Raw genomic sequence first — 24663 nt, forward strand, 5'->3', positions numbered from 1 at the left:
GAGCAGACGCCCTCGGTCACCGTCCGGTGTCGGCCCACGTGGTCGCAGCTGTCCGGTCTGCGCACCCGCCCTCGCCGGGGTACGTGCGCGAGCCGGGACCACAGCGGCCGCCCGGTACAACGACACCATGACCACTTCTGCCCGCACCCCGCTCGGCGTCACGCTCGTCGACGGCGGCGCCAACGTCGCTCTCTTCTCCAGCACCGCGGAGCGCGTCGAGTTCTGCACGTTCGACGACGACGGCACGGAACACCGCACCGAGCTGCAGCACCGCACCGGCTACACCTTCCACGACATCGTCCCCGGCGTCGCCGTCGGCACCCGCTACGGCTTCCGCGTGCACGGCGCGTGGGACCCGGCCGAGGGCCTGCGCCACAACGGCGCCAAGCTCCTGCTCGACCCGTACGCCACGGCGGTCGACGGCTCGTACGAGTGGGGCCAGGCCCTGTTCGGGCACGACATGGACGACCCGGAGACCCGCGACGACACCGACTCGGCCGCCGCCATGCCGAAGTCGGTCGTCGCCGACCGCTCGTTCGACTGGGGCGACGACGTCCGTCCCGCGACCCCGCTCGGCGACACCGTCTTCTACGAGGTCCACGTGAAGGGCTTCACGAAGCAGCACCCCGACGTCCCCGAGGCGATCCGCGGCACCTACGCCGGCATGGCGCACCCGGCCGCGATCCAGCACCTCGTCGACCTCGGCGTCACGGCCGTCGAGCTGCTGCCCACGCACCAGTTCGTCCAGGACTCCACACTCGCCGACAAGGGGCTGCGCAACTACTGGGGCTACAACTCCATCGGCTTCTTCGCGCCGCACGACGAGTACTCGTCCAGCGGCACGGCCGGCCAGCAGGTCGCCGAGTTCAAGGAGATGGTCAAGGCCCTGCACGCAGCCGGGCTCGAGGTCATCATGGACGTCGTCTACAACCACACCGCCGAGGGCAACCACATGGGCCCGACGCTGTCCTTCAAGGGCATCGACAACGAGTCGTACTACCGGCTCGTCGAGGGTGACGAAGGGAACTACTTCGACACGACCGGTACCGGCAACAGCCTCAACGTCTCGCACCCGGCCGCACTCGGTCTGATCATGGACTCGCTGCGCTACTGGGTCGAGGAGATGCACGTCGACGGCTTTCGCTTCGACCTGGCGACCACGCTGACCCGTCAGGGCGGCGAAGCCGAGAAGCACTCCGCGTTCCTCGACATCATCCACCAGGACCCGGTGCTCCGTGAGGTCAAGATGATCGCCGAGCCGTGGGACACCGCGGGGTACCAGGTCGGCGGGTTCCCGGCCGACTGGTCCGAGTGGAACGGCAAGTACCGCGACGACCTCCGTGCCTTCTGGCGCGGCGACGAGGGGGCGCTCGGCGACGCCGTCCAGCGTGTCCTCGGCAGCCCGGACGTCTACGAGGGGTCCCGTCGCTCGCCGCTGTGCTCGGTCGACTTCGTCACGGCCCACGACGGCTTCACCCTGGCGGACCTGACCTCGTACGCCGAGAAGCACAACGAGGCGAACGGCGAGGACAACAACGACGGTGAGAGCGACAACACCTCGTTCAACGGCGGGGTGGAGGGCCCGACGGACGACGGCGGGGTCAACGCGTACCGCGACCGCCAGCGCCGGAACTTCCTCGGCACCCTGCTGCTGTCGGCCGGCGTGCCGATGATCCTCGGCGGCGACGAGATCGCCCGCTCACAGGGCGGCAACAACAACGCCTACTGCCAGGACGACGAGATCTCGTGGTTCGACTGGGAAGCGGCCGACCGGGACCTGCTCGCGTTCACGACCGCGGCCATCGCGTTCCGGGCGCAACACCGTTCCCTGCGTCCGGAGTGGTACCGCACGGCACCCGGTGACTCCGACTCGACCGTCTCGGTGCTCCGCGCCGACAACGCCGGCTTCGAGGACGGGGACTGGGCAGACGGCGGCAACCGGGCGGTGATGCTCGTCCTCGAACAGGGCGACGACACCGTCGCCGTCCTGCTCAACGCCTCGGACACGACCGTCGAGTTCACGCTGCCCGAGAAGCCGGGTGGCGGCACGTGGCGCCTCGGGCTGTCCAGTGACCCGGAGCAGCAGGTCGCGGGTGACGCGGCGACCGTGCTCGTGCGCGACGCGTCCTTCTCCGCGCTGTACTGACCCCGCTCCGGCCGCCGGTGATCGCCCGTCCGGGCCGGTCACCGGCGGTCGCGCCGGGACTACGGTCGACCCATGGTGCGTGACGACGAACTCAGCCGGCAGCGGCGCGACCGGAAGCGGTGGCTGCTGTGGTGTGCCGGCGGTCTGGTTGCGCACGTGGCGACGCTGTTCGTGCTCCGCCTGTGTTTCCCGGTCAGTACCGGTGTGGTGGATCTCTGGGTGATCCTGGCGGTCTCGCCCTGGTTCCTGCCCTTCGACGCACCCCGCGCGGGCAAGCGACCCGCGATGATCGGCGCCGTCGTCGTGACGGCGGCCGGCCTGAGCTTGCTGCTCGGCGCGGCCCCGCCGAACACGGAGCGCGCCGATGCGGCCGCCGTCGGAGCGATACTGGGGGTGCTGCTCGCCGTGATCGGAGCGGCGTGCGTCGGGTTCACCGCGACGCGGTTCTCGCGGCGGCAGGTCGATGCGGAGATCGAGCGGTTCCGGCGAGAGCAGGAGGCAGCGGTCGAGGACTGACCTCGTCAGGCTCGGTCCTGGCGCACCGGACGGACCGGCACCGAGGAGGCGTCAGCCGGGACCGGCGCTCGCCGGATCGCGATCACCGTCACGTCGTCGTCGTGCGCGACCTCGTCCGCCCGTGCGGACAGTGCCGCCACGAGCGCAGTGGGCTCGGACCCGCAGGCCCGCGCGAGGTCGGCCACCGCGTCGACGGTGTCCTCGCGCCCGCCGAACAGGTCGAGCACGCCGTCACTGAACGAGATGAGGAGGTCGCCGGTGTCGAGGAACCCCTCGGTGGTGGCCCACTCGTCGCGGAGCCCCATCCCGAGCGGGAGGTCGCTCGACCGGAGCCGGTCCACGGTGCCGTCCGTCCGGAGCACCAGGCTCAACCCGTGGCCCGCGTCCGCCCACCGGAAGGTGCCGTCGGTCGAGATGCGCGCGTGGAACAGCGTGGTGAACGTCACGTCGGTCACGCTGGCCTCTGCGGCGAGCCCGTCGGCCGCGCGGAGGAGGGCCTCGGACGGGTCGTCGACGGTGCGGGCACTGCGGACGGTGGCGCGCACGGCCGCCGCGATGAGTCCGGCCCCGACACCCTTGCCCATCACGTCCCCGAGGGTGACGGCGATCCCGGTGTTCGTCTCGTACCAGTCGAAGAAGTCACCACCGACCGACTTCGCCGGCAGACAGGCGCCCGCCACCGCGACGTCGGCGCCCAGGTGGCCGGTCGACGTCGGGAGCAGAGACCGCTGGACGGTGGCAGCCCGCTCGATCTCCGCGCGGACGCGCTCCTCGCCCAGCCGGGCAGCGCGGACGTTGCGCCGCGCTCGCCGCGAGAGCTCCTGAACGACCGCCGCGACCGTTCCGAACACGATGACGGTGACACCGAGGCGGACGAGCTCGCTCGCACCGGGGACGTTCGTCGGCGTCAGGAAGTAGGGCGCCATGATCACGAGCGTCACTCCCAGCGCCGCGTAGACGACGGTCAGGCGCCCACGGAGGGACCCGCACCAGACGACCGGCAGGACGGCGAGCGAGGTGAAGACCGAGGCACCTGCGCCCGTGCTCGTCCGGAACAGCGCGATCGCCACGAAGTCGAGCACCAGCAACGCCGGCACGAGCCCGACGGCGTGGGGGAGCGCCAGCGCCAGCGCAGCCACGACCGTCGCGACCCCGGTGACCGCCAGGCTCCCGACGAACAGACCGCCGTCCGTCACCTCGAGCGACGGCACCGTGATCGAGAGGACCGCACTGAGCGCCAGCAGCCCGCTGAGCGGAGCCTGCCGTGCGAGGGGGCTCTCGAAGACGCTGGTTGTGCGAGACATTCGAAGAGGACGTTACCGGTCGATGCGTCCGCTGGTGCGATCAATGTCAGCGCGGCCAGGTGAGCACGACGGCCACGGTGTTGAACAAGACGTGGGCCAGGACCGCCCCGCCGATGCGTCCGGTCATCGCGACGAGCGTCCCCGTCAGCAGGCCGAGCACGAACGTCGTCACGAAGACCTCGAAGCCCGCGACCGACGACGCGGGCGTGCTGATCGCCAGGTGCATCAGCGCGAACGCGAACGCGGTCACCAGCACCGCCAGGAACCGCGTGCGCGGCGTCAGCTCGGCCGACAGCCGGCGCTGCATGACACCACGGAACACGATCTCCTCGAGCACCGGACTGACCAGGCACACCCCGATCGCCGAGACCACGAGCAGCAGCACGTCCGGCGTGCCGAGGGTCGGCTGCGGCGTCAGCCCGGTCGTACCGAAGAACGCGACGGACAGCACGGCATCGAGCCCGCGGCACACGATGACGATGCCGATGGCCGCGACGGCATCGGCCCACCCGAGCCCGAGCCGCCGCACGAGGACGCCCGGGGCGGACTTCCGGAGCACCCACCCGACACTGAGCGCGAGCGGCACCCACACGGCCAGGTCGGCGACCAGCACCTGCGTGATCGGGGAGGGCAGACCCCCAGTCCGGGCGACGCCCCCGACGATCCGGGACAGCAGCACGGCGACCAGGAGCGCGATCACGATGACCTGCAGGTCCCGCACCGCCGAGGAAGGGCGGGCGGCGGTCGGCGCGTCCGGTTCGGGCTGCATGTCGCCACCGTACGGGACGTGGCGCTCTCTGGCTGTCTGTGCAGCTCGGTTCGCTCGCGCTACATTTGCATCCGAGCCAACATGCTCACAGTTGTTGGAGGATGGCTTATGGCACGCGGGGCACAAATCGATCTTCCGCTGCGAAAGTGGCTGTTCCAGGATTGGGGAGTGAACGCCTGGAACGCTCGTTTCGTGCTCGTTCACTTTCGCGGTGCTCAATATTTGTACGCGCGGGCGGGCTTCTTCGGCAGGCTCTGGGCGGTCGGTTACCGCCTCGTTACTTCGCTCATACTCTCCGTCGAACTCCCACCTGAACTCGCCGTCGGGCCGCGGTTACGCATCTTTCACCCTCATGGCATCGTCGTACACGGAGCTGCAGTGCTCGGCGCCGATTGCGTCCTTCGGCAAAACGTCACGATCGGCGTGATCACACGACGCAATGGGCAGCACACTGGTGCACCAGTGATAGGTAGCAGTGTCGAATTCGGCGCTAATTCCGTGGTGATCGGCGAGACCAGAATCGGCGACCGTGCCCGGATCGCGGCTTTGGCTCTCGTGAACGTGGACGTGCCGCCTGACGCGACCGCCGTGGGCAATCCTGCTTCGGTGCGATCTGTCTCGGACCCGCTCAGGGGTTGAGGCCCCCGGAGTACCTACCCGCGCCACGGCTCCCGCCACCGCTCCCGCCACCGCTCCCGCTCCCGCGACTGGGGCGGGTCGACGTCTGCAAGCATGTTCGATGTGGCATCATTTGGCTGCCGAACGCTGGGAGAATCCCGGTCGACCTGCGACAGGGACTCTGCAGGGCGCGGCAACTTCCGGGGAAGGGTGCCGCGTGGAGCTACGCGACTACATAGCGGTCTTGCGCAAGGGATGGGTCTTCATCCTGGTGCTGGCACTGGTCGGGGTCGCGGCCGCGGCCGGCTTCTCGCTGCTGAAGCAGCCGGTCTACTCGGCGTCGGCGCAGGTCTTCGTGTCGACGCAGACCAGTGGCAGCGCCAGTGATCTGGCGCAGGGCAACACCTTCACGCAGCAGCGCGTTCTCACCTACTCGAACCTCGTCGAGACGCCCATCGTGCTGCTCCCCGTGATCTCGAGCCTGAAGCTCGACATGACGTCTGACCAGCTCGCCGAGCTCGTCACCTCGGACGCGCCGCTCAACACGACGCTCATCTCGATCACCGTGAACGACACGAGCGCCAAGCAGGCCGCCGACATCGCGAACGCGACCTCCGAGAGCCTGACGAACGTCGTGCAGAACATCGAGGCCACCGACGCCGACGGCACGAGCACGGTCAAGCTCACCCGCGTCAAGGAAGCCCAGGTGCCGAACGCGCCGGTCAGCCCGAACGTGCCGGTCAACGTCGTGCTCGGCCTGCTCGTCGGCCTCGCGCTCGGGGTCGGCGTCGCGGTCCTGCGCTCGACGCTCGACAACCGCGTCCGCACCGAGTCCGACGTCGAGAAGATCAGCGACAAGCCGGTCGTCGGTGGCATCGCCTACGACAGCAAGGCCTCGGAGCGCCCGCTCATCGTGCAGGTCGACCCCCGCAGCCCGCGGGCCGAGTCGTTCCGCACGCTCCGCACCAACCTGCAGTTCCTCGACCTCGGCACCGGTTCCCGCACCTTCGTGATGACGTCGTCGGTCGAGTCCGAGGGCAAGAGCACCACCGTCGCGAACCTCGCCATCGCGCTCGACAGCGCCGGCTTCCGCGTGATCCTGATCGACGCCGACCTGCGCCGCCCGAAGATCGCGACCTACATGGACCTCGAGGGCGGCGCCGGCCTGACCGACGTGCTCATCGGGCGCGCATCCATCGAGGACGTCTCCGTGCCGTGGGGCCGCGGCAACCTCATCGTGCTCCCCGCTGGCCCGATCCCGCCGAACCCGTCCGAGTTGCTCGGTTCCCGCGCGATGCAGGACCTGATCGCCGGACTGGAGCAGCAGTTCGACTACGTACTCTTCGACGCTCCGCCCCTGCTGCCCGTCACCGACGCCGCCATCCTGTCGAAGAAGGCGTCCGGCGCGATCGTCGCCGTCGCCTCGGGTCGCACCCACAAGGGGCAGCTCGCCGGAGCGGTGAGCGCGCTCGAAAACGTCGGCGCACCGATCGCCGGCTTCGTCATGACGATGATGCCGACCAAGGGACCTGGCGCCTACGGCTACGGCCGTTACGGCTACGCGTACGGCTACGGGCTGCAGGACGAGGACACGCCCATGCCGAAGGCCCCGAAGCGCGGCCGCGTCGCTGCGACTCGCGGAGCCGAACGATGACGGCGGTCCGCACGTGAGTCCGCGCCGGGGGTCCCGCACCCTCGGCAGCGTCTTCTCGCGCCGCACGCTGGTCTGGGTCGCCGTCATCGTCGTCGTTCTGGTGGTCGTCGACGTGCTACTCGTCGCGCTCGCGCTGGCCCGCACAGCGCCCTCGTCGAACGGGACTCCTGGGCCGGTGCCGACCTTCTCGAGCTCTCCCCGGTCGCCGGGCTCCGCGACGGCCAAGCCGTCGGTGACCGCCACGGCGGATCCCGCAGGGATGATTGCGCCCGGCCGTCGTCTGCTGTCCGCAGTGGACGGTCAGGAGGCATGGCGTGCCTCCAGCGGGGTGTGTGACGGAACCGACGGGGTGCTGGAACACACCGTGGACGGCGGAACGACGTGGACTCCGGTCGGTCTCGGGGCCGAATCGGGTGCCGTGCTGGCGCTGCGCGCCGGCACGGACAGCGTCTCGGTCGTCATCGGCAAGGGCGACGACTGCGAACCGACCGTCCGGACGTCCGTCGACGACGGGCGGTCGTGGAAGGACGGAGCAGCCGGCGCAGCCGGAGCCGGCGTCGGACCCGACGGGCTGATCCTGTCGATGGGAACCGTCGACGCCCCGTGTGCCGACCCCGTCGAGGCGTACGAGGGTGAGTTCACCACCGCGGTCGTGTGCACCGACGAGGTGCAGTGGCGCTCCGGCGACAACGACTGGGTCGGCGTGCCGCTCGTCGGTGTTCGGTCCCTGGCGGACGACGGTGACTCGTACCTCGTCGCACGCGTGGGCGCTGCCGCGTGCGACGGCGCGGAGATCCGGTCGCTGCCCGCGGTCGGTGTGACGCCGGCAACGAAGTCCACCGTCGTCGGGTGCGCGGCGGACGCGGATCCGGACGGGGCGCTCGCTGTCGCGAAGGCGGGCACAGCCGTGTGGCTGTGGTCTGAGGACCACGTGGTGGTCTCGGACGACGGTGGTGTCACGTGGTGACGCAAACGAGCCGCCAGGCCACGGCCGCGGTCCCGTGGGCGAAGAACTACGCTCGGCGGCTCGTGATCACCGACGTCCTCGTGCTCGTCTGGGTCGTCTTCGGCGTGCAGATCGCTTGGTTCGGGTTCGACAGCGCGGCGGTCAGCGGCAGCGTCGCCGACCTGGCCATCGGGTACACGGCTGTCTCGCTTGCAATCATCGTCGCCTGGCTCGTCGTCCTCGCCGTCTTCGACACTCGTGACCACCGGTACGTGGGAACCGGATCAGGGGAGTACCGGCGGATCGTTGACGCCTCGATCCGTCTCTTCGCGTTCGTCGCCATCGTCGCGTACGTGTTCAAGATCGACCTCGCCCGCGGGTATGTCTTTATCGCCTTTCCGCTCGGCACGATTGTCCTCGTGTTCAGCCGGTGGATCTGGAGGCAATGGCTGAACGCCCAGCGTTGGAACGGTAATTACTCGGCAAAGGTGCTGCTGGTCGGTTCGCGATCGAGTGTTGAGCACCTTGCCGAAGAACTCGCCCGGCATCCGGAAGAGGGTTACCGCGTCGTCGCCGCCTGCGTCCCGGACGTGCCGGTCGGGGAGACGATCGGCAAGTCGCGGGTCCCAGTCGTCGGCAGCATCACCGATGCGCTCGCATCTCTGAGTTCAACCGGCGCCGACACGGTCGCTGTGACGAGCTCCGAGGAACTCGGCGCACAGGCCGTCCGTGAGCTGAGCTGGGGGCTGGAGGGCGGCCGACAGCACTTGATCGTCGCGCCGAGCCTCACGCAGGTCAACGGGCCGCGCATCCACACCCGTCCGGTCGCGGGGTTGCCGCTCATCCACGTGGAGATGCCGCGTTACGAAGGAGCAACTCATTTCCTCAAGCGCGCCTTCGACCTCGTAGGAGCGACGCTGCTGACGGCCGCACTCTCGCCGGTGCTTGTCGCGATCGCGCTCGCGGTGAAGACCACCAGCAGCGGGCCGGTCCTGTACCGGCAGGAACGCATCGGCCAGAACGGCGAACCGTTCCACATGCTCAAGTTTCGATCCATGCGGGTGAACGCAGACGATGAACTCGCGGCACTGCTCGAACGGCAGGGTACATCCGACACGCCACTGTTCAAGGTTGAGAACGATCCCCGTGTGACGTCGATTGGCCACTTCCTTCGGAAGCACTCCCTCGACGAGTTCCCGCAACTCTTCAACGTCCTGTTCGGGACGATGAGCCTCGTCGGTCCCCGCCCACAGCGGGAGGGCGAAGTAGCTCTCTACGACGACGCCGCTCGGCGACGCCTCCTGCTCAAGCCGGGAATGAGTGGTTTGTGGCAGGTCGGCGGACGTTCGTCCCTCGGTTGGGAAGACGCCATCCGTCTCGACCTGTACTACGTCGAGAATTGGTCGATGACCGGCGATCTGGTCATCTTGTGGAAGACGGTCCGCGCGGTGTTGACACCGGGGGGTGATGCGCATTGAAAGTCAAGGGGACGCAGATCGAGGCACGGTCATGGTTGTCGGCCGCGTCGGTCCTGACGCTGATCGGTCTGCTCTGGCTGATGGCAGGCCCTCGTGTCGATGTCGTCGCCTTCGCCGGGTCCTCGGTCAGGGTTGAGGACGCTCTCTTGGCTGCGGCACTCGTCGTCGTCATCGCACGATGGCGAGTTGTTCGCCCGCTGATTACGGGCCGCGGCGGCATCGGCGTTGTGACGTGTGTCTCGTTGGTCGCTGCAGGCGTGGGAGTGGCCTCGGGGACGGTGCGTCTTGCTCCGTCCATCCTCTACGCGATCCGGCCTTTCGAGTACTGGGCCGTCTTCCCGCTGGTGCTGCTGCTTCTGGCGCGAGGCGGCCGTGCCGCTGAGACAGCACTGCTGCGTGTTCTTGCCGTCGCGACCGTCGCGCACACGCTCGTTGCCATGGCGCAGTTCCTCTTCGGATTCAATATCGGATTCTCGGCGTTCTCCCTTGAACGGGGGGCCGGTCTGACGAATGGTCCGTACGAACTCGGAGCCATCATGGCGATGCTGGTGTGTTTCTGGCTGAGCGAGCGACGTCTGGTGTTGACGATGTTCGCCGGGGCGGGCCTGCTTATGTCGCTGTCGCGAGTCTCGATCATCGGGGTGATTGTGGGTCTGGCCGTCATGGGGCTGGCGTACGCGCTGCGCCGTGGTAGTTCACCCGTCGTCCGGCGGCCTTCACCGCGGCCGGAGTCTGTCGTCGCGCTGACCGTCGCGGCGGTCGCGGTGGTGCTCGCACTCCCAATGATCGCGTCGCAACTGATCGTGCCGGCGGTGGACCGGACACAGTCGACCTCGATCTCGGATTCTTGGAGCGCGGGACGTCAGCTCGCCGCGATCACTCCCCGCTCCGACAACAGTGACCAGTACGCAGCGACTGCCTATGACGCCATCGGCGACACCGTGCTCGACAACGTCACGAGCGGAGACGCCAGTAACGAAGTGCGGTTCTACCGCTGGAACCTGCTGCTCAACGAGCTCACTCGGTCCCCGGAGCGTCTCGCCCTCGGCCTCGGGCCCTCGTTCGCCGGGCCTTCCGTGGACGGAGCGTACCTCCGTATCGCTGTCGAATCGGGGCTGGTCGGGATCGGAGTATGGCTGTTCATGTTCCGGGGCTGGGTTCGTCGATCTCCTCCGTGGTTCGTTGGAGCAGCAGCGAGCCTCTTCGTCGGTGCCGTCTTCATTGACCTCTTCTACGCAGAGCGGCCCATGCTCTTCCTTTGGATGCTGCTCGCGCTCGCAGTGCACCGGAGCGCCAACCGGAAGGACCCGACGACATGAAAAGTCGAAAAGTCGATTTCGTCGTTAGGGACGACAGCGAGGTCAAGGGTGGCGGAGACCTGACGCAGGTCGAGATGTACGGGGCCTTCCTGTCGAAATTCGGCTGGGATGTCCGGATCGTCCCGTTCGCTCCGTCGATGACCCTCCGGCCGGACGCGGTCGTTCACCTCGTCAACGTCGACCGGCCCTTCGATGCGATCGTCACGATCCGGAAGGCTCGCGATCGACCGGTGTTCGTCTCGGCGATCCACCACTCGTTGTCAGCGATCCGGAGGATGCGAGCGGCGGAGCGCGGTCTCGGAGCAAGGTCGCTCGTCGGCAGGGTCCTTCCGGAAAGTGCACGTGAGTATTTGGCGTTCGTTGTGCGGAGTCTGCGTCGGTCGGACGGCCTTGTCGGCGCGCTGGTGGTGCTGTGGTCCGCTCTCTTGCTCGTCCCGTCGATCGTCGGTTGTTGGCGTCACCTCGGGCGGGCACTCGACGGTGTCGAGGCGGTGTTCCTCCTCGCGGAGGGGGAGGGCGAGCACCTCCGACAGGACATGCTCTGGTCCGGTCGGAACGGAGTGCTGACGCCGAACGGACTGCCCCCGACAGAGGAAGCAGCAGTCGCGTGGGAAGACCGCGAAGACGTGATCGTCGTGGTGGGCCGTATCGAGCCTCGGAAACGGCAACTCGACATCGCGCGTGCTGCTTCACGTGTCGCGTGCCGGATCCGAATGGTCGGTCCGCTCCAAACGGCCGAAACGCCCTTCGGGAAGGAGTTCCGGTCGCTCGTAGCGACGTTGCCCAACGTCGAGTGGACAGGCGGGCAGAGCCACGAGGCGGTCCTCCGCGAGGTCGCCTCATCGAAGGTGCTGCTCAATGCTTCTTGGGTGGAGGTGCAGAGTCTCGTCGAACTCGAGGCTGCTGCGCGAGGAACCTGGGTCGTTGCGAGCGAGCGAGCCGGGAATTCAGCCGAGTACCTCGGCGAGGGTTTCGTCGGGGTCCGAAACGACGACGTGGGTCGCATGCTCGAGGATGCGGAAGCGCTACTCGGTTCCGCCGAAGTCCCGCCGATCCTCGACTACCCCTGGAGTTGGGAAGGGGCAGCGTCAAGGATTGAGGCCGAGTACAACCGCTCGCTCGTCGGAAGAACCGCGAGGAGCTAGGAGTCCAGCAGTCTGGCGGGCACCCCAGCGATTCGTGCGCCGGCCGCGAACGACCTCGTCACGACCGCTCCTGCGCCGACGGTGCATCCTTCGCCGAGTTCGACGCCGTCGAGGACTGTGACTCCATGCCCGATCCAGCAGTCATTAGCGATCCTGACTCCGACCCGAGTTACTTCGGTCTTGCTCGGTCGTCCGGACGGAGAATCCGCGTGGTTCTCGGACACGACCGTGAAGTTCGCTCCGATCTGGCACCCGGCGCCAATGTGGACTGGACCTCCGACGCCGATCGTTGCTCCGGGCCCGATGTAGGTGCCGGCGCCGATGGACAGACCCACGCCCGGCATCGAAGGGTGCGACGAACACTGGATCCACGCGCGTTCCCTGATCGTCACTCGGCTCGCTATCCGGACACCTTGCGAGGAGAACGCCTGGACGGTGCTGTTCGCGCCGAGTGAGACTCCGCGACCGAGGAACAGCTTGCGTCGGTAGGAGATCGACGTTGAACGTCCGATGAAGATGGGGAGCCGCACCGATCCCATGAACGGAGACTGGATGAGGCCTCGCAGCGTTGGACCAGCAGCCTTCCGGAAGTACCAACCGAGAAGGACATGGTTGGGTACGCGTCGTGCCAGCTCACTGTTCGACGGTCGGAGTGTGTCGATGAGACGTCGAAGCACGTCAGACTCCTTCGAGGGATTGTTGTGTCGGGCGGCGGAGAAGTCCCGTCACCAGTATGGCGAGACCCACTGCGTAGCCGGCGCCGATCGGCAACGCGAGCCACCGAAGGTCCTGAGTGACGGATGCCACGGTGACTGCTGCCGAGGCCGTCACGACGAAGACCGAGGTCGAACTCGACAGAGCGAGTGCGCCGAGCTGCAGACTCGCCGCGCGCGCGGTGAAGAGCACATGTGCTCCGCCGACGAATCCTGCTCCGGCCATGACGCCGAAGATGTCGGCGGCGGGTCCGTACTCGTTCCCGAACAGGACCGGAACGAGAACGGTCCCGGCGATGCCTCCCACCGCGGCTGTGATCGCCAGGAGCGACAACGTGAGGCCCGCCGACCTCGCAAACCGCCGGTCCGAGGTGAGGAAGCGGCCCTCGACGACGACGGTCGCGAACACGAGGAGCGTGACGGCGAGTTTCGCTACGGCGTAGTAGCCGAGCTGTGTCTGCGGGAGCAAGGCGCCATAGACGATGACGTCAACGTTCCCCACGAGCATGGGCATGACCCCGACCGGTGCGTAGCGCCACAGCTGGCGGTTGTACCGACGACGAAGCGCTCTCAGGTCACCCGCGTACCTCACGCGCCGCCGGACGGACACGAGCCCTCGGAGGACCTCGGCTGCCGCGGTGGCGATCGACACGGTGAGGACCGTCATCGCATGGGTGAGGAACAGGATGATGTTGGCGAAGAACTCCCAGAGAGCGGGCACACCCGTGGTGAGTGAGACACGCACGACCTTGCCGTCATGCTGCGCTCGTGCGAGCTGGAGTTGGACGAAGAGATGCAGTGGGCCTGCGGCGAAGGTGAGGACGATGAGTGCGGTCGTCGCCGCAGAGTGCTGGAACCAGCTGATGGCGACGAGTGGGATACCGACGGCGACCGAGGCCACCCATGATGATCCAGCGGCCTGCTTGCCGAGCACGGGCGCGTCCAACTGACCGGCTCCTCGCATCGCGTAGTAGGCATGGCGTGCGCCGAGGGCCCCGGCCGCGCTGATGATGGTGAATGCCGATTGGAAGAACGCAAACTCCCCTCGTCCGTCCGGACTCAGCTCGCGCGCTCGGAGGGGCGCGAGCAGAATCGGGAGGAGACCCACGAGGATCGTGGCGATCGGGAGATACCGTTGCCAGCGCGGCGCGTCCTCGCCTGACTCACCCACGCGTTCGCCGCCCGGCCGCCCAGGAGCGGAGACGCGACTGGTGGAAGCGCAGTTCGATGGCAAGTCGGACGACGGCTTCCTCCGATCGATTGCGGCGCAGGTTCTTCCGGTAATAGGTGAAGAGGGCGTCGTGGAACGCCCGGTCCGACTGACGCGACCGGGGGAGCCCACTCGACACGCCCTTGATGTGCGTCGAAGCGACCGTCTCGATCATGAGGACCGACAACCGTTGCCGCTGTGCGTCCAAGCAGAGCTGGAGATCCTCGCCGTACATCCAGTAGTCCAGATCGAAGATCGTGGAAGCGGCGGTCCGGAACTCCGGAGAGAGCATCATGAGCGCACCAGTGGTTGCCTCCACGAGCGTCGTCCGCGTCCCGTCGGCAAGGATCAGACCGGATGACAGGTCGTCTCGACGCACGGAGTTGTACCGTAGGGAGGCCGGTAGGAGCTTGCCGATGACGGCGTACGCCGACGCGCCAGCGAGGGTCGGAAGCCGACGCCGCGACGCACTGTCCTCGACCCCTTCGAGGTTTCGCAAGGGCGCGGTTGCGATCCCAACTCCCGGACGCGACGCTGCCTCCAGGAGGCGTTGCAACACTCCCGCGCCCAGCTCGACGTCCGGGTTCACGCACAAGAGTGTGCCGTCTTCGGCCACTGCTCGTCGTGCGGTCTCATAGCCTCCTGCGAACCCCGTGTTGATGGAGCGCACCACGACTGACGAGAACCCGGCAGTCGCGAGTTCCTGCTCGGCGACTTCGACGCTTCGATCCGTGGAACCGTTGTCGACGAGGACAACCTGCGCGATCGCATTTCGATCGGGACGCAACGACCGGATCATCGTCGCGATGGTGGCCTCGTTGTTGTACATCACCGAGAGCACAACGCATCGGCGTTCGGTCATAGGGCACAGTCCTCGCGTCATTCGAACGGACAGGTGCGCCCCGTTCGGTGCAGGCCCTGGTTCAGGCTGCGTCTCATCGTAAGCTGAGCCCATGTCGGACGAACCCGAGTCTCGACGTCCTGCTCGGTCCCGAGGGCCTCGACGGCGCTGGGTCCTGTGGGGCGTCCTCTTCGTCGTCCTGCTCGTGATCGCCGCGGTCGCCTGGGTGGCGATCCGCGGAGCGCTGGCGAAGCAGGACCTCGAGTCGTCCGTCGCGCACGTCGAGACCTTGCGGTCGCAGTTGGCGAAGGGCAACACGGCAGCGGCGCAGCGAACGGCGGCGAAGCTCGAGGCGAGTGCCGCCGATGCTCGGGCGAAGACGAGCGACCCGGTGTGGGCCGCCTTCGAGCACACGCCGTTCATCGGCGGCAACCTGCGCGCCGTTCGCCAGGTGTCGGCGATCGTCGACGACGTGGCGACCGACGCCGTCCGTCCGGTCGCCGGGGTCCTCGGCGACGTGGACGTCGACGCGTTCAAACCCGAGGACGGCAAGATCGACCTGCAGCCGCTCGTGGCGGCACAGCCGGCGGTCGCGAAGGCGACCACCGCGCTCGGCAAGGCGACCCGCGCGGCCGACCGGATCGACACCGGTGACACCGTGTCGGCCGTGACGGACGCCGTGAACCAGCTCCGGGCCTCCTTGGCGTCAGTGTCGGAACAGGCGGCCGTCGCGGACAAGGTGGTGCAGCTGGCGCCGGCGATGCTCGGCGACGGTGGCGCGAAGCAGTACCTCGTGCTCTTCCAGAACAACGCGGAGCTGCGTGCCGGCGGGGGGATCCCCGGAGCCGTGGCGCTGTTGGACGTCGAGGACGGCGCGATCTCGCTCGGGCAGCAGGCATCGACGTCGGACTTCCCCCAGACAGACGACCCGGTGCTGCCGCTGACCACGGACACGCAGGGCCTCTACGGCTCGATCACGGGGGAGTTCATCCAGGACGTCACGCTGACGCCCCGGTTCGACACCTCGGCGAAGCTCGCGCGCGAGATGTGGAAGCGGCAGTTCGGGCAGCGGGTCGACGGCGTGCTGTCGATCGACCCGGTGACGCTCGGCTACATCCTCAAGGCGACAGGCCCAGTCGACCTGCCGACGGGGGATCGGCTGACGTCGGACAACGCGGTGCAGCTGCTGCTCAGCGACGCGTACGCGAAGTACCCGGACCCGGCGGTGCAGGACCTGTTCTTCGCGTCGGCAGCCAGCGCGGTGTTCACGAAGGTGTCCGAGGGCGGCTTCGACCCGAAGGAGTTCATCGCGGCGCTGACGACGGGCGTCGACGAAGGACGGGTCAAGCTCTGGAGCGCCGACAAGGGCGAGCAGGCGGAGCTCACCGGGACGGCCATCGCTGGGGGTCTGCCGACGAGCGACTCGAGCTCGCAGCAGTTCGGCGTCTACCTGAACGACGCCACCGGCGCGAAGATGGACTACTACCTCGAGAAGACCGTCTCGGTCGGCAGCGAGGTGTGCCGGAAGGACGGTCGGCCGACGTGGACGGTCGAGGTCAAGCTCACGAGCACCGCTCCGGCCGATGCGGCGACCAGCCTGCCGGAGTACGTCACCGGAGCCGGTGCGTTCGGCGTCGCGCCTGGCGTAGTCCGGACAAACGTCGTCGTCTACGCCCCCTCTTCAGGGGTGTACGTCACATCCACTCAGGATGGCAAGACCGCGTCTCCACAGACGGCGATGGACGGCGACCATCCTGTCGCGCAGTTCCAGACCACCCTCTCACCAGGGAAAAGCACGACGATCCGGGTGCAGTACCTCGGCGGGGCCGACCAGGGCCGCACGCCGGTGGACGCAGTGTCGACCCCCGGAGTTCACCAGGCCGTTACACAACCCCTGGTCACCAGCTGTGAATCCCCGGTAGATTGAGCCCACTTCGCAATCGCGCCTGCAAGTACGGGGGGCTGATCGCACTTTCATCCGCCGGAGACATCAGGGTCCACGTGCGGAGCCATCAGGGTCTAGGGGACACATCCATGAAGAAGATCATCGCTGCGGTCGTCCTGGCCGCTGCTGCGTTCGTTGCCGTTCCGTCCGCTGCAAACGCCGCCGGCTACGTGCCCGCGTCGAACGTCAGCGTCTCGGGTCCGGCTGTCGCCGGTGGCACCGCGACTGTCGGCTTCGCCGCCGGTTCGTTCGTCGCCAACGAGACGGTCTCCGTCTCCGTGACCGGTGCTGGCGCCGTCACGCTGGGCGCGCTGCCCATCACCACCGTCTCGAAGACCTACACGGCCTCCTCGACCGGTGCCGCTTCGGTCTCCGTCACGCTGCCGCAGGGCGCATCGGGCACCTACTCGCTCACCGCGACCGGAGCCACCTCGGGTAACGTGGCCACCTCTGCCCTGACCGTCGTCCCGGCTGACGGCACCGCCGTCGTCCCGGCCGCTGCTGCCGGCACCAACGGCAACGGCGAGCTCGCCTTCACCGGTTCCACGATCTCGATGCTCGCGATCTGGATCGCCGGCGGTGCCGTCGTCCTCGGTGGCGGCCTGCTGCTGGTCCGCACCTCGGTCCGTCGCCAGCGCGAGTCCGTCTGAGTCTCGAGCTACTGAACGAAGCCCCCGGAGCGCATCGCTCCGGGGGCTTCGTCGTGTCCGCGCGTCAGTGACGCCGGCGGTGTGCCGCCCACGCGAGCGCCAGGACGCCCAGGACGGCTCCGAGGACCGTGCCCAGGCCGTTCGCCAGCACGTCGGCCACTGAAGCGGTGCGAGCGGGCAGGAAGAGCGCCTGGCCGGTCTCGATGCCGACGCTGATGACCAGGCCCGCAGCCGCACTGGCCCACCACCACCGAGCGCCCGCGACCAGGACCACGAGCAGGCCCAACGGGACGAAGAAGACCACGTTCGACAGCGACTCGATCGTGCCGTAGCCGAACCAGTCGGGGGCCCCGTGGTGATGGGCGATCGCGATCACCCGGTCGAGCGTCGGACCGGCTGCCGCGTCGACGGGTGAACCCCAGAACCCGACGAGCACCACCGCGACGCCGTAGGCGGCGGCGAGCCACGTTGCCACCCGGCGGCTGCGTCCGGTGGCCGGGGCGCGCCCTGGATCGCGGGGACTGTCGGAGGTCACCCGACCGACGGTAATGAGTCGGGCCTCCCGGATGGGCGTCTCCGTCACTCCGTGACGCATCTCGGAGGTCCGGAAAACGAGTACCCCGATCTGAAACGTGTACCCCGGAAAGACGTCACACCACCCCGGAAATCCGGGGGAGCTCGATCAGTCGCATTGACGGAACCCGTGAATCGACGGGCCTCGCTGGCGGTTCGGGTCGTGGTTCTCGTAGCGTTCTGGTGTCAGCAGATGTACCCCGGATCGTGAAGGAGAGCGACATGACCACCATCGTCAACAACCAGACGCAGGCCGAGGTCACCCTCGACACCGACACGGTCGACACCATCGCGATCCTCGAAGCCGCCGCAGCGACCTCGACCCGTCCGACCCGCGCCAAGGTCACCTGGGTGCAGGAAGACCAGGGCGAGTGGATCGCCGGCTACGGCGGGTACTTCGGCGGCAGCGTCGACAAGCGTGACGGCCGGTTCGTCGCCTCGGACACCTTCGGCCTCGTCGTCGGTGAGTTCGCCACGCTCGAAGAAGCGCAGACCAAGCTCGAGGACCAGCTCCACGTGATGCTCCCGTCGGTCATCCGACCGGTCGAGTAGGCGCCACCGCACCACCGGCGCCGTCAGCGCCCGCACCACTCAGCACCATCGGCGTCCGCGACGCCCGCAGCACCAGTACGCAGCACAGCCCGAAGGAGCACGACCATGAGCATGACCACCGATCACCCCCAGCAGGCCGAAGTGACGCTGGACACCCGGACGATCGAGGTCATCGCCGAGATCGAGGCGCAGGTCGTCGCCGACACGGCGCCCGAGCGCGTCCGCATCAGCTGGGCGCAGCCCGACACCGGGCTCTGGGTCGCCAACTACGGCGGCTACTACGGCGGCACCGTCGACCGCCAGGGCACGCACTTCTTCGTCGCCGACACGTTCGGCGAGTACGTGGGGGACTTCCGGTCCCTCGACGAGGCGAAGACGCGTCTCGCCGAGCGGCTGCACGTGCTGCTGCCGGACGTGATCCGGCAGGCTGTCTGACGCGCTGAACCCGGCGAACCCCGAAACCCCACCGGATCCGGTGGGGTTTTCGTGTGCCCCGAGCGGGTGACGCGGGCCTGAGGGGCGGCTACCCCCACAACGAGTGGTCCCCCCTATTGGGGACCCGCCCTGTCCCCATTTCGGTATCGAGACCTGCCAGTATCGACCCGGCGCCACCGACCGTCCTCCCTGAACCGACGGCCGTGGATCAGGCGCTCGCATCGTCTCGACCCGAAAGTGATCATGCTGCCTGCTTCCCAGGGCACCGCTGTGCCTCGACGCCGCTTCGGCGTCCGAACCGTCGCCATGTTCGGCGCCGCGCTGCTCGTCGGCGCCGGGCTCTCGACGACCACTGCGGTCATCGCCGCCGAGCCTGCGTCGGCCGTCACCGCCATCTCGAACGGTGCACTGGTGTGTGACCAGAACACGCTCTACGCCATCGACAGCACGGGCAAGGTCGTCGCAGTGGACATCACCACGGGTGACTCCAAGGGCACGACCGCCGACGTCACGAACCTCGGTACCGGCGCGAACAACGGTCTCGGTATCTCGCGTGAGGGCCTGTCGATGTTCGCCGCGTCGAACAACGTCAGCGCCACGCTCCGGCAGTTCAACCCGAAGGACGGGACCGCGTCGGATCCGATCGCCACGGACCAGAAACGCGTCGTGATCCGCGGTGCGGTGAACCCGAAGAACGGCATCTACTACTACGGCGACAACGCCGGGTGGCTCGGTGCCTACGACCCGGCCACGAGCACGTACCTCGGCCAGGTCGGCCAGATCAACGGCCTGAAGTCCGGCAACGGTGACTTCGCGTTCAGCTCGCGCGGCCTGTTCTTCGTCGTCGCGGCCGACACGGTCTACCGCGTCAACACCGACGAGGTCCCGAGCGCCCCGGGCAACACCGCCATGTCGACCTCCGCGATCGCGACCCTGCCGGCAGGCACCAGCAGCCCGGGCATCGCGTTCTCGTCCGACGGCTACCTGTACGTGTCGAACACCGTGACGGCGAACAACGTGTCCACGACCACGATCTACCAGCTCGACCCCACCTCGGGTGCGCAGGTCCGCAGCTTCCCGATCGTCGGCAACTACGCCGCCACCGACCTGGCCAGCTGCAACTACGCCGACACCGTCACCGGTGAGGCGAGCGTCGACAAGCGCTGGAACGCGGGCGACCAGTTCGGCCTCGCCATCTCCGGCGGCGGCATCGACCCCACGAAGCCCGGCACCTCGGCGACGACGACCGGCAAGGACACCGGCGTTCAGTCGCAGCGAGCCGGCGCCGTCCTGAGCACGCCGAACAAGGACTACACGGTCACGCAGACCGCCTCGGGCACCACCGACCTGGCGAACTACAGCACGTCGTGGGTGGCACGGAACCAGACGACCGGCGCGCTGGTCGCCGACGGCAAGGGGAACACCGGCACCTTCACGTTCCCCGCCGCCACGACCGCCGACGGCACCGACGTCATGGTCACCTTCACCAACACGCTCAAGGCCGTCCACGTGACCACGACCTCGGACACCGGCAACACGCCGAACGGCACGAAGCTCACCGTGCCCGCGAAGGGCGTCCTGGCGAACGACAGCGGCACCGGCCTGTCCGTCGTGTCGAACACCACACCGGCCCACGGCACGGCGACGGTGAACCCCGACGGCTCGTACACGTACACCCCGGCCGACGGCTTCTCCGGCACGGACACCTTCCAGTACACGGCGAAGGACTCGTCCGGCCAGACGTCGACCAGCACGGTGACGATCACCGTCGCCCCGGCGGGCACCGACGACGCGTTCAGCGTGCACGCCGGGCAGACCGCGACTGCGGACGCCAAGACGGGTCTGCTCGCGAACGACCACGGCACCGGCCTGACGGTCACGGGCAACACGAAGCCCGCCCACGGTGACCTGACCGTCGAGCAGGACGGTTCGTACTCGTACACCCCGGCTGCCGGTTACTCCGGCCCGGACTCGTTCACGTACACGGCGAAGGACGCTGACGGCGCGACGATCACCGGCACGGTCACCATCACGGTGCTGCCGACCGCGGTCGCCGACACCGTCACGGCGACGGCCGGCTCGCCGATCAGCGGAAGCGGAAGCGGCACCGGCACCGGCACCCCCGGCACCGGCACCCCCGGCACCGGCACCCCCGGCACCGGCGCCCCCGGCACCGCCCCCGGCCTGCTCGCCAACGACCTCGGCTCGGACCTGACCGTGACGGGCAGCACCAAGCCCGCCCACGGTGACGTCGTCGTCGCGAAGGACGGCAGCTACACCTACACCCCGACCACCGGCTACTCCGGCCCGGACTCCTTCACGTACACCGTCACCGACGGCAACGGGAAGACCGACACCGTCACCGTGACCGTGCAGGTCGCTCCGCTGGCGAAGGACGACACCGTCCGCGTCGCCGCCGGCACCACGTACACCGCCGGCACCCGTGCCACCGGCGTCCTCGGCAACGACCTCGGCACCGGCCTGACCGTCTCGTCGAACACGAAGCCCGCACACGGGGAGCTCACCCTCGACACGGCGACCGGGGCCATCACCTACACGCCGGCCGACGGTTTCTCGGGCACGGACTCATTCCGGTACACCGCGACGGACACCGCCGGTGCGCCGACGTCCGCGACGGTGTCCATCACGGTCAACCCGACGATCGCGAACGACGCCACGACGACCGACGCCGGCACCCCGGTGAACGTCGACGTGCAGCACAACGACCGCGGCTCGGACCTGCTCACCACGATCGTCACCGGCCCCTCGAACGGCACCGCCGTGGTGGCCGAGGACGGCACCGTCGACTACACGCCGACGGCTGGCTTCTCGGGCACCGACTCGTTCACCTACACGGTGACCGACGGCTCGGAGGTCACCACCGGCCCGGCGACGGTCACCGTCACGGTCAAGCCGGTCGCGAACGGTGACACCGTGTCGACGAAGTCCGGCGAGGCGACGACCATCGCACCCGCGACGCTGACGAAGAACGACGCGGGCACCGGCCTGACCGTCACCGACGCGGCCGCCGTGCCGGACGCCGACGGCACCACGCACGGCGACGCCACGATCGACCCGGCGACGGGCACGATCACGTACACGCCGAAGCCCGGGTTCTCCGGCACCGACACCGTCTCGTACACGGTGCGGGACGGCTCCGGCCAGACCACGACCGGCACGATCACCGTCGTCGTCGGCCCGATGGCCACCCCGGACACCGCGACCGCCACCGCCGGCACCACGCTGACCGTGGGCGGGGACGGCGACGACCGCAAGGGCGTGCTCGCCAACGACGCGGGCACGAAGCTCACCGCCACGGTCGACCTCGAGCCCGGGCACGGTGACCTCGAGCTGGCGGCGGACGGGTCGTACACGTACACCCCGAGGGACGGCTTCTCGGGCACGGACACCTTCACCTACACGGCGAAGGACCCCTCCGGCGGGACGGCCACGGGTGTGGTGACCATCACGGTCACGCCCGGCACCGAACCCGACGAGATCACGGTCAAGGCAGGCCGCAGCACGACGGTCACCTCGGCCGATCTGACCGGCAACGACCACGGCACCGGGCTGTCCGTGCTCGACATCCCCGTCGGCAAGAGCGGCACGAACGGCACCGCGGTCCGGAACGACGACGGCACCGTCACGTACACGCCGAAGCCGGGCTTCTCCGGGACCGACGAGTTCACGTACACGGTCACGGACCGCAACGGCCTCACGAACACCGGCACCGTCTCCGTCCGGGTCACCCCCGTCACGGCGGGCGGCTCGACCACCGCCGACGCCGACGGTTCCATCACCGTGCCAGCCGACAAGGGCGTGCTCGACGGCGCGACCGGCACCGACCTGCAGGTCACGGACAACACCGAGCCGTCGCACGGAGACGTCGTCGTCGACAAGGACGGCGGCTACACCTACACCCCCAAGCCCGGGTACTCCGGTCCGGACTCGTTCGACTACACCGTCACCGACGGCGCCGGCGGCACCACCACCGGCACCGTGACGATCGTCGTCGCCCCGAAGGCCGTCGCCGACACCGCGACCACCACCGCCTCGACCCCGGTCGACGTCGCGGTCACGGGCAACGACTCCGGCACGAAGCTCGCCGTCACCGCGGTGACCGAGCCCGGACACGGCGCCGCGGCGATCACCGGGACCGGCACCGTCACCTACACGCCGGCCGACGGCTTCTCCGGCACGGACACCTTCACCTACACGGTGACCGACCCGACCGGCGGCACCGCGAAGGCGACCGTCACCGTGACGGTCACACCCGTCGCGGTCGCAGACGCCCTGCACACCACCGCCGGCACGGCACTGCCGATCACCGGGACTACCCTGACGGGCAACGACCACGGCACCACGCTCACGGTCACCGGCCACGGTCCCGCCGCGCACGGCGCCGTGACCGCAGGCACCGAGCCCGGATCGCTCGTCTACACGCCGGAGAAGGGCTTCTCCGGCACGGACACCTTCACCTACACCGTCACCGACGGCTCCGGGCAGACCACGACGGCGACCGTGACGGTCCTCGTCGGCATCGCCGCCGTCGACCAGTGGCACACCATGCCGACCAACCAGGTGATGCGCGCGTCCACCGCTAACGGCGTCCTCGTCGGCGACTCCGGTTCCGGCCTGTGGGCATCGATGGAGACGAAGCCGCAGCACGGGCGACTCGCGCTGGCGAAGAACGGGTCGTACGTCTACACGCCGCCGTCGGACTGGTCCGGCCGCGACTGGTTCACCTACGCCGCGAACGACGCCGAGGGACACTCCGCGCTCGCGTTCGTCGTGATCGACGTCACCCCCACGGCGACGGACGACAAGGCCGCCACGACAGCGGGCAAGCCGGTCACCGTCGCGGGCCCCGGCGTGCTCGGCAACGACCACGGCACCGACCTGACGGTCGTGACCTCCGGCACGGCGAAGCACGGCACGGTCTCGATCGCCGCCGACGGCACGTTCGTCTACACCCCGGCGAAGGGCTTCTCCGGCACCGACACCGTGACCTACCGGGCGCAGGACGCCTCCGGTCAGCGGGTCGACGCGACCGTCACCGTCACCGTCGGCATCGACGCGACGAAGGACGCCGGCCACACCATCGCCGGCACCCCGATCGCTCGTGACGCCGCCCACGGCCTGCTCGCCAACGACCAGGGCACCGGCCTCACCGCCGCCCTGGACCGCAAGCCGGCCCACGGCACGGTGACGGTCCAGCGCACCGGTGCGTACGTCTACACCCCGGCCGCCGGCTTCACCGGCACGGACACCTTCGCCTACACGGTGACGGACGCCTCGGGGCAGACCGCCACCGCCACCGCCACGATGACGGTCGTCGCCGCCGCGGTCGCGACGGACGACTCCGCCACCGGGATCGTCGGTCACGATGTCACGATCGACCCGCTCGACAACGACTCCGGCACCGGCGGCGCCGCGTTCGACACGGCGACGCTGCACCTGATCGACCCGAAGACGGGCAAGCCCGTCGACTCCGTGGTCGTCGACAGTGAGGGCACCTGGACCGTCGACCACGGACAGGTCGTCTTCACCCCGGCAGCGGGTCACACCGGCACCCTGTTCGTCGGCTACACCGTCACCGACACCGAGGGCCAGACCGTCACGGCGACCATCACGGTCACCTACCCGACGGGCGTCGCCGCCGCGGTCCACGTCGCGGAGCTCGCGTTCACCGGCACCACCGGCCTGGTCGGCCTGGGCCTCGGAGCGCTCGCCCTGATCCTGGCGGGTGTCCTGCTCTCGATGCGTCGGCGCACCGCCGACGAAGCAGCGGCGCCGGGCATCCGACGCAGCGCGCGTCCGTAGCACCGGGATCGACCGGGAGGCCCGGA

General features: G+C 68.8%; 19 protein-coding genes. 13 read left to right on the plus strand and 6 right to left on the minus strand.

The window, feature by feature from the left end:
* The first annotated feature begins 127 nt into the window (after positions 1-127).
* Positions 128-2146 carry a glycogen debranching protein GlgX gene (glgX, locus tag ACXKZB_RS03260; RefSeq protein ID WP_488824693.1) on the plus strand — a complete coding sequence of 673 codons (2019 nt, stop codon included), beginning with the start codon at positions 128-130 and terminating at the stop codon, positions 2144-2146.
* Positions 2147-2218: 72 nt separating this feature from the next.
* On the plus strand, positions 2219-2662 hold the full coding sequence (locus ACXKZB_RS03265; protein ID WP_488824694.1) for a hypothetical protein: 444 nt from the start codon (positions 2219-2221) through the stop codon (positions 2660-2662).
* Between the two features lie 5 nt (positions 2663-2667).
* Here ACXKZB_RS03265 and ACXKZB_RS03270 read toward each other — a convergent pair whose 3' ends face one another.
* Both ACXKZB_RS03270 and ACXKZB_RS03275 read right to left on the minus strand, forming a co-directional pair.
* Positions 2668-3966, minus strand: coding sequence for a PP2C family protein-serine/threonine phosphatase (locus tag ACXKZB_RS03270; protein ID WP_488824695.1), 1299 nt, complete (start codon positions 3964-3966; stop codon positions 2668-2670).
* Positions 3967-4012: 46 nt separating this feature from the next.
* Positions 4013-4735 (minus strand): CPBP family intramembrane glutamic endopeptidase, encoded by a 723-nt coding sequence (locus tag ACXKZB_RS03275; protein ID WP_488824696.1) that lies wholly within the window; start codon positions 4733-4735, stop codon positions 4013-4015.
* Between the two features lie 108 nt (positions 4736-4843).
* On the opposite strand from ACXKZB_RS03275, the gene ACXKZB_RS03280 reads away from it, so the two are divergent.
* From ACXKZB_RS03280 to ACXKZB_RS03305, 6 genes are all read left to right on the plus strand, one after another.
* Positions 4844-5374, plus strand: coding sequence for a serine acetyltransferase (locus ACXKZB_RS03280; protein ID WP_488824697.1), 531 nt, complete (start codon positions 4844-4846; stop codon positions 5372-5374).
* Between the two features lie 223 nt (positions 5375-5597).
* Complete coding sequence (locus ACXKZB_RS03285; protein ID WP_488824698.1) at positions 5598-7007, plus strand: tyrosine-protein kinase domain-containing protein; 1410 nt, start codon at positions 5598-5600, stop codon at positions 7005-7007.
* Between the two features lie 13 nt (positions 7008-7020).
* Positions 7021-7974, plus strand: coding sequence for a beta propeller repeat protein (locus ACXKZB_RS03290; RefSeq protein ID WP_488824699.1), 954 nt, complete (start codon positions 7021-7023; stop codon positions 7972-7974).
* Between the two features lie 62 nt (positions 7975-8036).
* Positions 8037-9431: a sugar transferase gene (locus tag ACXKZB_RS03295; protein ID WP_488824700.1), complete on the plus strand. Its 1395-nt coding sequence runs from the start codon at positions 8037-8039 to the stop codon at positions 9429-9431.
* Positions 9428-10750: a hypothetical protein gene (locus ACXKZB_RS03300; protein ID WP_488824701.1), complete on the plus strand. Its 1323-nt coding sequence runs from the start codon at positions 9428-9430 to the stop codon at positions 10748-10750. The genes ACXKZB_RS03295 and ACXKZB_RS03300 overlap by 4 nt, the downstream gene beginning before the upstream one ends.
* On the plus strand, positions 10747-11895 hold the full coding sequence (locus ACXKZB_RS03305; protein ID WP_488824702.1) for a glycosyltransferase: 1149 nt from the start codon (positions 10747-10749) through the stop codon (positions 11893-11895). The genes ACXKZB_RS03300 and ACXKZB_RS03305 overlap by 4 nt, the downstream gene beginning before the upstream one ends.
* Here the strand turns inward: ACXKZB_RS03305 and ACXKZB_RS03310 are convergent.
* From ACXKZB_RS03310 to ACXKZB_RS03320, 3 genes are all read right to left on the minus strand, one after another.
* Entirely contained in the window at positions 11892-12434 is a 543-nt protein-coding gene (locus tag ACXKZB_RS03310; protein ID WP_488825948.1) for an acyltransferase, read from the minus strand. The genes ACXKZB_RS03305 and ACXKZB_RS03310 overlap by 4 nt on opposite strands.
* Before the next feature lie 139 nt (positions 12435-12573).
* Positions 12574-13779 (minus strand): MATE family efflux transporter, encoded by a 1206-nt coding sequence (locus ACXKZB_RS03315; RefSeq protein ID WP_488824703.1) that lies wholly within the window; start codon positions 13777-13779, stop codon positions 12574-12576.
* Positions 13772-14680 carry a glycosyltransferase gene (locus ACXKZB_RS03320; RefSeq protein WP_488824704.1) on the minus strand — a complete coding sequence of 303 codons (909 nt, stop codon included), beginning with the start codon at positions 14678-14680 and terminating at the stop codon, positions 13772-13774. The genes ACXKZB_RS03315 and ACXKZB_RS03320 overlap by 8 nt, the downstream gene beginning before the upstream one ends.
* A gap of 91 nt (positions 14681-14771) precedes the next feature.
* Between ACXKZB_RS03320 and ACXKZB_RS03325 the strand changes: the two genes are divergently transcribed.
* Both ACXKZB_RS03325 and ACXKZB_RS03330 read left to right on the plus strand, forming a co-directional pair.
* Positions 14772-16586 carry a DUF4012 domain-containing protein gene (locus ACXKZB_RS03325; RefSeq protein WP_488824705.1) on the plus strand — a complete coding sequence of 605 codons (1815 nt, stop codon included), beginning with the start codon at positions 14772-14774 and terminating at the stop codon, positions 16584-16586.
* Between the two features lie 107 nt (positions 16587-16693).
* A complete protein-coding gene (locus tag ACXKZB_RS03330; RefSeq protein ID WP_488824706.1) occupies positions 16694-17254 on the plus strand; it encodes a sortase in 561 nt (186 codons plus the stop codon).
* A gap of 64 nt (positions 17255-17318) precedes the next feature.
* Here the strand turns inward: ACXKZB_RS03330 and ACXKZB_RS03335 are convergent, their stop codons facing one another.
* A complete protein-coding gene (locus tag ACXKZB_RS03335) occupies positions 17319-17789 on the minus strand; it encodes a VanZ family protein (RefSeq protein ID WP_488824707.1) in 471 nt (156 codons plus the stop codon).
* A 260-nt stretch (positions 17790-18049) separates the two neighbouring features.
* Here ACXKZB_RS03335 and ACXKZB_RS03340 point away from each other — a divergent pair, with 260 nt between their 5' ends.
* The 3 genes from ACXKZB_RS03340 to ACXKZB_RS03350 all read left to right on the plus strand — a co-directional run bounded on the left by ACXKZB_RS03340 (position 18050) and on the right by ACXKZB_RS03350 (position 24637).
* Complete coding sequence (locus ACXKZB_RS03340) at positions 18050-18379, plus strand: hypothetical protein (RefSeq protein ID WP_123310335.1); 330 nt, start codon at positions 18050-18052, stop codon at positions 18377-18379.
* Between the two features lie 105 nt (positions 18380-18484).
* Positions 18485-18814, plus strand: a complete 330-nt coding sequence (locus tag ACXKZB_RS03345) for a hypothetical protein (protein WP_123310333.1) — start codon at positions 18485-18487, stop codon at positions 18812-18814.
* A gap of 243 nt (positions 18815-19057) precedes the next feature.
* A complete protein-coding gene (locus ACXKZB_RS03350) occupies positions 19058-24637 on the plus strand; it encodes an Ig-like domain-containing protein (RefSeq protein ID WP_488824708.1) in 5580 nt (1859 codons plus the stop codon).
* The last annotated feature ends 26 nt before the right edge of the window (positions 24638-24663 follow it).

The organism is Curtobacterium sp. ABR8 (assembly GCF_057812125.1).